This is a genomic window from Spirosoma lituiforme (assembly GCF_054776635.1).
The window spans coordinates 1-12,681 of record NZ_BAAHBO010000013.1 but is presented as its reverse complement, the minus strand read 5'-3'; the positions used below and the strand labels follow the sequence as shown (position 1 = coordinate 12,681).

The following is a 12,681-nucleotide window of genomic DNA, read 5'->3' as shown; positions in this document are numbered from 1 at the left end:
TAATGGAAAAGTACAACGCCCAGCTTATTTCTCGCAAGTAGCTGAGCGTTGTACTTTTCTAATAGCACTATATTAATGGTATTCATCCAGCTTGTGTTTGACCTCTATTGGTTGAAGCACCCATGATCCCTGTTTCGCAAAATACTTCTTCACCCTATCATCTTCTGCACCCCTAAAATCCGCAACATTGTTCCTAACAGCTAAACACACAAAACTGATGGGGCCATCAGACGAATCCTCTAATCCTGATATAACACCGGGAAAGCATTGACTTTCAGAGAAATTAACTGTTTTATCTGGAATCCAAAAAGTCAATAATATAGGGTCTTCTTGATCTTGCCGTTCTTTACTTTTTTCATTACTAAGCTCTAATGAAATTCCGCTTTTGGAATCGTTAAGATATATCTGACCTAACCAAATTTTATTATGTTTTTTGTCTACATCGGGTTTATGTGTATACTTTGCCATTAACTTAATAGCATCTTCATCAAAATAAATTAACAAGTCGTCTTCTGTGACGGCACTATCTGTACGTTTGTAATAGATTTTATAATCACCGAGAAAATGTTTTTTTAGAATAGGATTTATCTTATTATGTCTATGATCTCTAAGAAAAACTTCAAGGTCAGTTAAATCACCAATCTTTCCCTTCGGCATACTCATTCGATTCATTTCACGCGTATAAAGGAAACTTCTTATATCTTGAGGTATTGTTTTGTATTCATCAGTATTGTAATCATAATTTCCTATAGACAAATAATTTTTTTGCGTGTTAGCATCTACGTTCTTCATCACTTTGAGCAAAACTACAGTTTTACTCAAAATATGATCAAAAGCATTGGAAGGGGAGTAAAAGCTATAGTGACCTATTAATAAAGATTGGGAATGTACGTCGCTATCAGCTAATTGTAAAATAAAATTAGAGCGTGTACTATCTTCAATTTTCAACAAATCAAGAAATAAACACTTCTGTGCATCATGGGTAGCAATACCTCTATAAGTACGGTTTATCGTCTTATAAATTGTATTCATTGTCACATGCAAGTAATCTCTAAATACAGTAAAATGTATTCTACCTACGGCAATTCCCCATTCAGAGTTTTTAATAGGTTCATAACCTACACGCTCAAAAAGAACCCATTCAGTATCTTCCAAATATTTTAATCGGGCCTTATTTTTAAATAATAGTGTTATAACATCTTCTCTTGTATTCCGCAATTTAACTTCTTCTAACTCATCAGGAGCGTATCGTTCTTTGAAACTGGAAACTATTTCAATATCAATCTTATAATCCACCTTAATACTTCGCAGAAAAGAATCAATTTCTTTAATACGTTTTTTTGATAGAAAGATAGATTTACCTCTTTTGAGAGGACCAAAGAATTTATTCCTAAGTTCAATTTCATCGAAATCAAATCCCCTTTCTTCAGCTAAAAGTCTTAAGTGCCTAGCTTTATCTTTGATTTCATTTTTTCCTTTTAATAACTTCTGATTAATGTGCTCAAGCAAAGCGATCATTTCGGAATCACTAGCCTTAATCTCGACGTTTCTAGGTCTACCCCCGCTCATAATTTTTTATATATTTAAGTTATTTAGGTTACTTTATTCAACGTGAACTAAACGAACTACTAAAAATCACTAAATCACTAAAACTAAATCAGAACCAAAAAAGGAGTTTTCGTCAACTTTCAATAGCCGATACTCGAGGTCATCATTCATATGGCTGTTGATTCTTCAAATCTGGCTGAATATACAACTTTTATATGAATCACTAAAACAGATCAATAATTTCAGTGATTTCCCAGTATACTGATTTATAGAACATTAGTACCGTAAATAAAACAAATTTTGTAGGTTTAAGTGGATTTCGGTCGAAGTCTAGTTATCCTTTTTTCTCTTAAACTTTACAGACAAATGGAAGCAACTCCATCAACACGCCAAACGCGCTACTCAGAAATTAGCGCAAGCCCCAACAAGGGTATTAAGTCACGAATAGCTGCGATAGGCAAGCTACTCGTGGATTGCTTACCTATCGCGTCTGAGATACCCAACTCAGGACGTTTGGGTGGGTCGAAGTACTGGACTGGCGCACCTGAGTAGTGCCAGAGGAAGCGTTTTCGAGCCAGATGCCTAAACTAGATATTATTGGTTGGCGCATCCGTGACCCACCCTGCAAGCGATGCTTAGACTTTGCTTTAGTCGGTATCCATCGATTCCACTAAAGCAAAGTCTATAACCTACCTACTTTTTAAACAAGCGGAGTATATGTTACAGGTCCGTTTTCCTTTTAGAAAAGAATCTTTTGGCGGAATGGCCTATAATAGATTCAGTACACGTGGCGGATATATATATCTAAACGAATCTGCTTACGCGATTTTGGATTTGATTGATTCAAACGCTTTGCTTATAGAAGACTTCAACGAACAACCTGGCCTTGGAGAGTACGTAGAAGGATTTATAAAGTCGGGGCTTGTTTATGAATCTACAAGTAAGAATCCTGTACAAAAGTATGTCAACAGTTCTATAGGTTCAGAACACAGATTATCATCGCCCGCATCTGTAGATATTTATCCTGCTTTTCATTGCAATTACCGTTGTGGTTTTTGCTTCGTTGGCAACTGGGTTGAGAATCCAGGTAAAAGCATCTTGACGGAGGATAACATAGAAAAAATAGTAAATTCTATCTCTAGTTCAGGGGTTTTTCATGTCGGTATTTTAGGTGGTGAACCTTTACTGTACAAATACATTGAACAGCTAATAAGTACGCTGTATCAGAGTAAAGTACATTTAAGTTTAGCCACAAATGGAACAAATTGCAAAGAATCTATTATTCAGAAAATAATAGATTGCAATGTTGATATTAACATTTCTGTTCAAGGCCATAATGAGGAAATACATAATAGCGTCGTCAAAAGCAACAACTCCTTTTCTAAAGCGAACGCATTTATTAAACTTTTGAAAGACGCTGGCAAAACGTTTTTAGTTTCAATAGTCATTAACTCTAAAAACTATGCTTACATAGAGGAGTATATTGATTGGTGTGCATCTGTTGACGCTTCTGATGTGACTCTGTTTTTTCCTGAGCATTCTGAATATACAATCAATAATGGTATGGCTTTTAGTTTTGTAGATTTTGTAACCACTCTAAAAAAAGCCAAACAGCGGGGTAAATTCTACGGCCTAAAAGTTGATTCAAACTGTCATTTTGATTTTTTATTAAAAGAGAATCTACTTGATTTTGACAGTTCCAATCCATTGGCAACTTATCTATATGGTGATAAGGCTTTTAACTCAAGAATAGACGTTATGCCTAATGGGGACACGTATCCGAATCATGAATTTTTCGGTCTGTCTGAATATAGGTTGGGGAATTTATTAGAACGGTCTGCCCATGAACTGTGGAATACCAATTTCTTCAATAAAATGTACGCATTGTCATCAGCTACTCCTAAAGCTTGCAATGAGTGTGAATTTAAGGATGTATGTAAGGGGGGATACATGAGTCGTAAACTCAAAAATAATACGTTTCTTGAGTCGCCGGATTATTGCCCTCTTATCAACGAATCGCTAACATTTGAAGAAATAAATACTATGTATTACGGCCCTAAAGAAGCCGTATAAAGTGGAACGCCATAAAACTAGTACCAAACAATATTTGGCGTATAAAACCTAAAACTTGTTTGGCTCTCTAATGTATTGTTAATCTACTGTACGAAACAACTCATTATTTAACCCCTTACTATATGAATGCGGCTACAAACGTTGTTAACTCTTTAAATTCTCGGCAACAGAAAACATCTGCTCTAAAACATGTCTGGCTTGAGATAACGGAGAAATGTAATCTTTCCTGCGTTCACTGTTATTCAGAGTCTAGCCCTCATCTTCCATTATCTCGTGGAATGGAAGTTGATGACTGGCTCAACGTACTTCATACCTCAAGAGAAATGGGGTGCAAAAGTGTTCAGTTTATTGGAGGTGAACCAACAATACACCCGTATCTTGATTTTTTGCTACAGGAAGCATCATCTCTCGGCTTTGAGTCGATTGAAGTTTTCACAAACGGTGTGGCTATTTCTTCGGAACGTATCGCGCGATACAAAGAGTGGAATATAAATGTGGCTTTGTCTTTCTACTCTACTAATCCTGATGTACACGACTCAATAACAGAACGGCAAGGCAGCTATTACCGTACTTTGGGTTTTATTAAGAAAGCGGTTCAAGCAGGGCTTGAATTGAGAGTTGGTATTATACAGATTGATCAAACTGATGCTGAAATAGAAGAAACTAAACACTTTTTAAGATCGCTGGGTGTTAAGAATATCAATTTTGACAGAGTTAGGAAAGTAGGTAGAGCGCAACAGCAGAGTACATCTCCCTTAGAAACCACATTGCAGAATCGTCTACACGAACTTTGCGGTGCGTGCCATAACGGACGAGCCTGTGTTACGTCCTCAGGTGATGTATTCCCCTGTATTATGGCTCGCGCTGATTTGCTCGGAAATGTCCGTTCGCAAAGCTTACAAGATATAATTTATGGCGAACCGCGTAAAGCATTCGTTACAGCTCAGTTAGCTTACCTTAATCAGATCAACGTTCAGTCGGCCAGCGTTGACGACCCATGCGCTCCGCATTGCGTACCTCAATATGGCAACTGCAACCCGACCCAGACAACCAGCAGTGGCAGTGTTGAACCCCTATCAGTTAGCGTTGACGACCCATGCGCTCCACACTGTGTACCTCAATTTGGCAATTGTAATCCAACACAAAGCAGCTATATAGACACTGCACAGTTTGTTGCAGGTAACTCTTGCAATCCTCAAAATGGAGGCACTTGTGTTCCTCAAATGGGCAACTGCAATCCAAACGAAAATAAATAGTAGACATAAGAAATATAAAACACTATCTGAGAAATTAGTTTTGATAAAAGCGTAACAGAGCGGCCAGGCCAGCCGAAGCAGACAGGTTCTACCTGTCTGCTTCGGCTGGCCTGGCCGCTCTGTTACGCCTGCTCCCCGCCAAGGGGTCGCCGAAGGCAATAGAATCGCCTAAAAGTCGTCGGCTAAGTCTGCTTCTGGTCGGTTCAGTTTAGGCGTGGGTGGTGGCGTTGGCTTAGGAGCTGGAACGGGTGGTAGTGGTTCTAGGGGCTTGGGTGGTAAGCCCTGCATTAGCGTCGCAATCTCCCGCTCAATTCGGCTGAAATTAGCTTCTAGCTTGGCCTCGGTCACCTCAGTAAACGGCTTCCATCTCGGTGAAGCAGGCCGCTCAACGGGCCGTATCTGCGCTTTGAACGTGCTGTAATCACTTTGAAATAGCTTGCCGTAGAATTCGCCCTGTTTCAAGTTCGATACGTCCTGCACCTGGATACGCTGCCGCTGGGTCAAACTGAACGACTGGCCAACGTTGCTGCCTTGCCGGTGCCCGTTACTGGATTCGCCTTGACTAGTCGAAGTCGTCTGCACTTCTTCTTTGCCCCATAGTTCGGAGACATACTTGGCCGATTCTAAATTGGCCTGCATCCCAAAGAACTGATTGGAAAGCGTACCTAGGATCGCATTCTTCATAGTCTTACCGTAGCGGTCTTCCATCTGGGCAAAATCCTGGATACCAATAATGACTTCGACCCCGTTGCTGCGGCACGTAGCCGGATACGTCTCAAAGCGGGGAATATAAATGGTGGGAAATTCATCAACCATAAAAATACTCTCGGCTCTGCCCGGCTGATTCATCTCTTTTAAAGCGACTGTGGCCAGCAGCGCTAATATCGGTCCGTATACTTCATCCAACTTGGCAGTATTGCCGAGCACCAGTACTTTGGGGTCTTTGGGGTTATTCAAATCCAACTGAAAGTCATTGCCTGACAGCACCCAAAATAGCTTGGCCGAAATCAGCGTTTGTAGTCCCTGCTGTAGAGTGCCTTCAATGGCCGCGAGCTGATTGCTGGATTTGAGCGCCGTGCGGATGGGTTTAACGGCGGTGCGGATCACACTATCCCGACTCATTTCCAACAGCTCAACGACTTTCTCCGTCTCTTGGAAAGCTAGTAAAATGGCATGAGGCAAGGTGCAGAACTGGGATTGCTCGGTACGCAGATACCACAAGATCAGACTTAGGTAGCCAATGGCCGAGTTGGTGAAAAAAGCGTGGCTATCGCCCCCGTTGCCCGCCAAGTTTTTCACAATCGTGGTGGCAAACTGTTTGGCGTAGGCCATCTCCGTCATCACCTGGGGATGGATCGGGTTGACCCGGTGGGAATAGCGCAAATCATCAAAATTGATGTAGTAATCTTTGGTCCCTTCAGGTACGGTAGCCGCCACCAGCGGAGCTAGGGAGGGGAACTTGTAATCATAGACTAGACCGGCTTTACCCTGTTGCATGGCCTGCATCAGAATAGGCTCTAACAGACTAAAGCTTTTACCACTGCCAGGCGAACCGGCAATTAGCGTATGGTGCGTGGGCTTAGTAATTTTGATGGTGCGAATGTCCCCCTCCTGGGTGGCCAGACTATACACCCCGGTCTTTACCCGTAAGCCGGTGCGGGTCGTCACGCTAGCTTTACTCAGGCTGGGCTTCTTCGTGCCCGGAGCCGCCAGTTGAACAAAGAAATAGAGGCCGAATCCCCAACCGGCCCATTTCTCAATTTTCTGTACTGTAGGCCACCGACCCATGCCGATAGTGTGAAACATAGCCTCTAATACCATGTGAATTAGAAAGCCGCCTAGGGCCGCAATCAGGGTGAACACAACCAGTTTGCCAATCACTTTCCCAAATTCTCGCCCCTCATATGGCTGTTGCATGTTCATGTTTAATTAGGTGTTATTTAAAAGCCTACTGACAGTTCAGCGGACCGGTCAATCGACCGTTGTAACGTAGGTTCATTGTTCATCTCGATGCCTTTCGATTGACTCAGTGAATGTTCATATTGGTAATGGCTACCATTCTTTAAGGCGTTGCAATAGTCATAGCCTTCGGTCAAGCTCCGCCCATAGCCAAACTGCTCATCGAAGCTGCGCTCATTGGCCCGAAAGAAGGCCTCCCGGTCAAAGCCTGATTTTACCGCTCCCCCATTCATGCCCCGTTGGTTAGTCATCGGGGATAGACTCATCGTTCGGTCATTATTCGTCATCACTCGCTCAGCTTGTAATACGTGCCCGTTTTCACGGGCCGCACAGCGCGAAACGATGATATGAATATGGCGCTGATCGCCCATTTTCAGCTCGTTCGCCTGGGCGAGTCCGGCCTTCACTTCGGGGCTATCAAAACCGTATTTACGTTCGTGCTCGATCTTGGCGTACCACACTAGATCCCGACTTTCAATTCCCTTTCCAAAATTAGCCGCGTAGTTTTCCATAACCTGGCGTGTATAATCTTTCAGCAGTTGCGAGTTATCGCCGATGTGCGCTAGTTCAGCTTGAGACGGACTAATCACCAGCGAATAAAAGCGATCATCTTTCCGCTCAAGGCCCTGTCCTTTTCCATTGTTATCGATCTGCTGAACAACTTCCCATTTATTGCAGCGATCGCGGTCCACGGAGAAAAAATAGCTACGCTCTATTTCTATTTTTTTATCGTTTTCTTTCTCTAAATAGGTCGCTAGCTGAATACAACTGCCTTTATTATTCCCTTTCACCGGAGAAGTAAATTTAGTCTGCATAATCAGCCATCAATTTTAAGATGTGCAATAATTTTTTTCACATTGTTATTCACAATTCTAAGCTCGTGTTTTCGCGTAGCACCCTCCGAACTAGCTAATTCAAACAAGGCTTCTTTCATCGGATGCAGTGTCTTTTTTTCCTGTTCTTTGATAAACGAAACAAGCCGTTTATCTAACGCTTTAATGGCGTCGGTTGGATTATCGGCTTTTGGGTCGCGGGGGTCCGCTTTAGTCACCTTGAAATAGTTGACCATCGCCGAAAACAGGGCCGTATTCGTTAGACCGTGCGCGGTAGCAAGCCGCTCAAACTCGGCGAAGTCATGCTCGTTGGCATTAATCGTTTTGTATCTGGACACAAGACTTGTAGTTATGTTTATTGTTACTTTACAAATTGATAATCAGATACTTACAGTAATAACAGCTATAAAATAGCTACTCATTTTTCAGACAAAAATATGCAACTGCTTGATTATCAGAAAAAACCCCGAAGGGGCAAGGGGTGAACGGTGGCGTAGCCCCGTTCCCTCTTGCTAATAATCTATGATTATTACTTTACGCCGATGCCCACAGGGCGAAGGCGAGGAATCACCCGTCAGGCATGGCTTACACAACTGATGCATTTCTGTTCGTTCGTTGAGGGTAGAGTCCATAGCTCAGTTGTAGTTTAGTTCAAAATAGGGCATTCTCGGTTTAGTGTAAACCAGCTTGCTGTGTTGCTTATATTGTTCCATATAGGGGTGGGCTTCATAGCGATCATCGAGTTCTAAATCACATACTAGATTATCTAAATCCTGGATGGCTTTTGAACACTAACAAAACGCTTTTATTTATAAACTCTTCTCGTTCAGCAGGTGTGTAGATTTGCCACTCTAAAGCTCTTTTGTAAAGAGCTATTTCATTGATATAAAAGGCAGTTTAAATTTCATTTTTTTATATAGAACAAGAAGCTTTTTTTGTCGATTTCTTTTTTAAGGTATTATGATATTGGGGTGAGAAATAAATCCATATTTGTTATGATCCAAATCGAAAATTTACATTTTGATGCATAAAAATACTAATAAATAGATTTTCTATCTGGTCTGTAGCATAAATATTTCAATTGGCAAATAAGTATATTTGTTAGATATTGCTATCAACTAAGGCTATTTACTATGGGTTTGTATAACGGTTACGATATTTTTCGCTTTGAGCATTGTCCAATGACGGCCTCATCTGTGAGCTACGATGTACCCTCAAGTGGATTTGATGGCCTTGAGTATACGCTACCATCCATTAATCCTAACGCAATAATTCGTATCACAGGTAGTGTACTTGGAGATGACGCCTTTACTGTTTTACGTAATCACAGTTCACACCTGATTGATATGATTTCAGCTTGTCAAGATACCTACTTTTACGTTGATACATATCTAGTCAAGTCGTTTTCGTGAACGAATGCGGTTTCTATTAGCAGCCCTCATTTTTACAGTTAATCTAAAATGGCACGTAAGGTTAGGTCGGATATTAAGATAGGCAACTTGGAAAAAAAGTTGGGTCTGGAGAAAGGAGCCATTCGCAATCCGGATGGAACCGATGCTCGCAGTGATAAGAAATTGGGGACGTTGAGAGGCGAGTATGAGCGAATGTATGGGGGACCGCCCGTCAGAAAAGCTAGTCCGCCTTCTAGTCCGAAGACAGGATTACCGAAGAAAGCCGTTACGACCAACAAAAAAGCTGCGTCTACAAAGACAGCTAAGTCTCCTAATACCAATAAAGCCAAATCAAATCGCAAAAGCGGAAAGTAGCAAGGAAATGCATAAACGACCGTCTCGGCCTCGACGTATAAAGCCTTCCGATTATGATTTCAACGTCTTCATTAACTGTCCTTTTGATGATGACTATAAGCCTCTTTTTCAGGCAATCATATTCACCATACAAGCTTGTGGTTTCATTGCACGCTGTGCACAGGAAAGCAGTACCCAAAATATTCGTTTTTCACGAATTCTTGACATGATTGGGGAGAGTCGGTATGGAATCCATGATCTGTCTCGAATCAATTTAGAGGCTGGTATAATGCCGAGAAATAATATGCCTCTTGAATTAGGCGTATTTATCGGCTGTCGTCATTTTGGCACGCCCTATGATTACGATAAAGAATATTTGGTACTCGATAGTGTACCCCACCGCTACAAGGAGCATATTACTGATTTAGGAGGAGAGGATCCTTCTATTCACAAGAATATGCCGCAGGAGGCCGTCCGTTGTGTGCGTGACTGGCTTCTATACAGAGCGCCTACTCACGAAAGAAAAGACATTCCAAGTGCCAGTATTCTTTACGAACGCTTTCAAAAATTTGAATTGGATGCACTTGATCGCTGTAAAGGTAGAGGCTTAGTATACAAAGAACTTTTATTTCCTGAATATATCGAACTGGTAACTGATTGGCTTAATGAAGGTCAACAAAAGATAAAAGAGTTTGATAGCTTGATTAAACAAATGATTAGTGACTTATAAGGAAAGCCAAGTGTGACATTATATCTCTAATTGTCATTCTTGATTATACTATTCTTAGAAGAGTGACGAACGCTCAGAAATCACTTCTCAGTGACTTTCGTACATTTATATTATATGATAAGGCTATTGGTAAGTTCTTAAATTAGAGAGGCTAGAATAAGCTTGTAAGACTTTTTAGCTAGATGTACTAATCCACAAAAAATTATTCTTTCTAGCTATCCGTTGGGTATGGGTGGCTAATGGCAAACAACTAGTTGTCCTGTCCAAACATACTGTTACCTAAGTTAACGATTAGCCGATTAACTGTTTTCTGCTTACTAGACTGGTGAGCATGTAAGTATTCACCGCGTAACGCCTGATCTCCCTTGATAAAAGTATGCGCCAGTAGAATAACTAAAATAACATCTAAACAATAGTAGATTAGACTTTGATAAGTAGTTACAGCCCCAAGGATTAAGTAACCACTAGCAAGCATACAGCCATACTCCCCTATTTTAGTAATTCGGCGGTAGATAGGAATTCCCATGCGCTCAATGTATAGCGCGCTAAACACTAGAGAAGTTTTGAAAAGATAATAGCCGAATAGGACCCCGGTTAAGTACAGGATAAAATCAATAGTTGGATCAGGTGCAGCTACATGTATATTAGCTGGGTTAGTGAACTTGGATAACTCGTTCATATGTATGATATCTTTGTTATATGTTACTAATATAACAAAGGAACAGTAATTCGTAAAATGACTGCGAATAACTATGTTTTTAGTTATTCGCCCTTTCCCTTTCTTAATAAACGCGGAGCAGCTGACACAGCTGTTGTATATCCTCCACCTAAGGGGTAGCTGACACAGTTGGGGTATATACGCCACCAAAGACATTTAACAGGCTATAAAGTAGGAGCTTGCCAAAAAATGTATGCTTTTAACGTTCGATTATATCAGTGAAAAATCATGCGGTTAAGGTACGTGTAAAAACAGTCATTTTTGATGCTTTTATGCCTTTAAACCACGTTAAGACTATCCAAGCTCGAAATACAGCGGTTAGCAACCCAAATTCACGCGTATTCCGGGTATATATTCTACTTGCCGAAACAGCCCTTGTGCTGAACAGTTTAATCCGTATAACTGGTTGACTGCCAGATTACTATGGGCTCCACGTGGCGGATATACCCTAAATGTGTCAGCTACCTCTGAATAGGTATTCTATAAAGGTGGGAGATCGATGAATGTCATCAATGCCGCACACATGGTCGATTAGATATTGATTAAATTCGAGAAACAGGTTTGGATTTAAGGCTTCTAAGCGAAAGGATTTGTCTTGCCCGAAGACCATAAAGAACTGGGCTCTCTCCTGTTTAAACCGGTCATACAGCCGTTTTCGAGCCGTACTGTTTTCCATACTAAGGGGGATCTGGCTATGAGCTGCCGAAAGGCGTTTAAGTCGGCTAATAGCTTGTTCCATTTCGGAAATTAGGGTTTGCGTATCGGAGTTCATGTATGTTCCATTAATACGACGCAAAAACGTGGCTTGTAAGCGATTTTATTAAGTCAATTTATAATGGAGAGTCACCCGCATTTATACGAAACGGCAAATGCACCCCATTGATTTAAAGCTTTAGATTGAGTGTTGACTTTAATCTCGGTCCTGACGCAGATGGAGCAGCTATCGGCTTCAAGCCTTTCTTGCTCATGTGCCACGCATTATAATCGTAGCTGTCTGCTGGATAATCGATATTGCCACCGTTCCAGCCATTATTGGCAACAAAGTCTCGTAACACTTCGCAACTCTTTAAACTGCCCTGACTGCCATGCTGCGGACACAACGTTAGAGACCCGGTCGGCTGCTGTTTCAAATAATCAATGGCGTGGCTGGTCATGCCGACCCCGTTCAGGATCAGGAAACTCATCTCGTTAATAGTGGGTCGGCGGTGTGTTAGAAAAGTGCAAAAATCGGGCAGACCCTCGAACAGATACCACGGGGTGATTTCGCGTCCTGATTGAAACACAGTGATGGTCTTTTGGCCGATGCTCGATTTGATCCACGGACCACCATTTAGCTGGGTGCGCATCTCTAAACAGCGCTTGTCAGGCTGGTCAAAAATGTTTGGCACGCCCACCGCATAAAGGGGCTTTGAAAGTGGTTTAGTGGCTCGGTTGAAATAGATGTCAGACAGATAAGGTCGACACGCGTCAATATCCAGTCCACGGCTGCGGCACCAGTTTTCACCGCGTCGATCGGTCATGATACGGATGGCTTCAACGGTATAAGCGGTTTCTGTCACGACGGGCAACCTCTGGCGGATCGGCGGGATGGCATAAGACATAAAGCCTACCGTTTTTTCGATGAATTGCAAAGCATCATGCACGCTATCGGTGCCGGCCTCCATCATAGCCAGGTCGATGATATTGCCACCTTTTCCAGTCCCGTGGTCGAACCAGGCCAGGCCATCTTTGGACAGGACGAAAGACGCCGTTTTCTCATTCCGGTAACGATACCACTTCCGGCCGCCCTGTTGTTTGGCGACCTCGTAACCAAGGCGTT

General features: G+C 41.9%; 9 protein-coding genes. 3 read left to right on the top strand and 6 right to left on the bottom strand.

The window, feature by feature from the left end; genetic code table 11:
* Nucleotides 1-72 precede the first annotated feature (72 nt).
* Nucleotides 73-1,518 carry a hypothetical protein gene (locus ACYU87_RS26140; protein WP_461136955.1) on the bottom strand — a complete coding sequence of 482 codons (1,446 nt, stop codon included), beginning with the start codon at nt 1,516-1,518 and terminating at the stop codon, nt 73-75.
* Nucleotides 1,519-2,265: 747 nt separating this feature from the next.
* On the opposite strand from ACYU87_RS26140, the gene ACYU87_RS26135 reads away from it, so the two are divergent.
* Together ACYU87_RS26135 and ACYU87_RS26130 are read left to right on the top strand one after the other, a co-directional pair.
* Nucleotides 2,266-3,621, top strand: coding sequence for a radical SAM protein (locus ACYU87_RS26135; RefSeq protein WP_461136954.1), 1,356 nt, complete (start codon nt 2,266-2,268; stop codon nt 3,619-3,621).
* A gap of 122 nt (nt 3,622-3,743) precedes the next feature.
* Nucleotides 3,744-4,877: a radical SAM protein gene (locus ACYU87_RS26130; RefSeq protein WP_461136953.1), complete on the top strand. Its 1,134-nt coding sequence runs from the start codon at nt 3,744-3,746 to the stop codon at nt 4,875-4,877.
* A gap of 168 nt (nt 4,878-5,045) precedes the next feature.
* On the opposite strand, the gene ACYU87_RS26125 is transcribed toward ACYU87_RS26130, so the two are convergent.
* Genes ACYU87_RS26125 through ACYU87_RS26115 form a run of 3 tightly spaced genes read right to left on the bottom strand, consistent with a single transcriptional unit; the run spans nt 5,046 to nt 8,007 of the window.
* A complete protein-coding gene (locus tag ACYU87_RS26125; RefSeq protein ID WP_461136952.1) occupies nt 5,046-6,794 on the bottom strand; it encodes a type IV secretory system conjugative DNA transfer family protein in 1,749 nt (582 codons plus the stop codon).
* A gap of 23 nt (nt 6,795-6,817) precedes the next feature.
* Nucleotides 6,818-7,651 carry a DUF5712 family protein gene (locus ACYU87_RS26120; protein WP_461136951.1) on the bottom strand — a complete coding sequence of 278 codons (834 nt, stop codon included), beginning with the start codon at nt 7,649-7,651 and terminating at the stop codon, nt 6,818-6,820.
* A 2-nt stretch (nt 7,652-7,653) separates the two neighbouring features.
* A complete protein-coding gene (locus tag ACYU87_RS26115) occupies nt 7,654-8,007 on the bottom strand; it encodes a BfmA/BtgA family mobilization protein (protein ID WP_461136950.1) in 354 nt (117 codons plus the stop codon).
* A 1,435-nt stretch (nt 8,008-9,442) separates the two neighbouring features.
* Here ACYU87_RS26115 and ACYU87_RS26110 point away from each other — a divergent pair.
* Nucleotides 9,443-10,144: a hypothetical protein gene (locus ACYU87_RS26110; protein ID WP_461136949.1), complete on the top strand. Its 702-nt coding sequence runs from the start codon at nt 9,443-9,445 to the stop codon at nt 10,142-10,144.
* A 250-nt stretch (nt 10,145-10,394) separates the two neighbouring features.
* On the opposite strand, the gene ACYU87_RS26105 is transcribed toward ACYU87_RS26110, so the two are convergent.
* The gene (locus ACYU87_RS26105; RefSeq protein WP_461136948.1) at nt 10,395-10,823 is read right to left on the bottom strand and encodes a hypothetical protein; all 429 of its coding nucleotides are present in this window, start codon (nt 10,821-10,823) and stop codon (nt 10,395-10,397) included.
* Nucleotides 10,824-11,746: 923 nt separating this feature from the next.
* Nucleotides 11,747-12,681 (bottom strand): hypothetical protein (locus tag ACYU87_RS26100; protein ID WP_461136947.1); only part of this gene is annotated, 935 nt, incomplete at its 5' end.

Bases quoted from the DNA above. Each gene is read 5' to 3' on its own strand.
- ACYU87_RS26120 (WP_461136951.1), bottom strand. From the start codon at position 7,651: ATGCAGACTAAATTTACTTCTCCGGTGAAAGGGAATAATAAAGGCAGT.
- ACYU87_RS26140 (WP_461136955.1), bottom strand. From the start codon at position 1,518: ATGATCGCTTTGCTTGAGCACATTAATCAGAAGTTATTAAAAGGAAAA.
- ACYU87_RS26135 (WP_461136954.1), top strand. From the start codon at position 2,266: ATGTTACAGGTCCGTTTTCCTTTTAGAAAAGAATCTTTTGGCGGAATG.
- ACYU87_RS26105 (WP_461136948.1), bottom strand. From the start codon at position 10,823: ATGAACGAGTTATCCAAGTTCACTAACCCAGCTAATATACATGTAGCT.
- ACYU87_RS26130 (WP_461136953.1), top strand. From the start codon at position 3,744: ATGAATGCGGCTACAAACGTTGTTAACTCTTTAAATTCTCGGCAACAG.
- ACYU87_RS26110 (WP_461136949.1), top strand. From the start codon at position 9,443: ATGCATAAACGACCGTCTCGGCCTCGACGTATAAAGCCTTCCGATTAT.
- ACYU87_RS26125 (WP_461136952.1), bottom strand. From the start codon at position 6,794: ATGCAACAGCCATATGAGGGGCGAGAATTTGGGAAAGTGATTGGCAAA.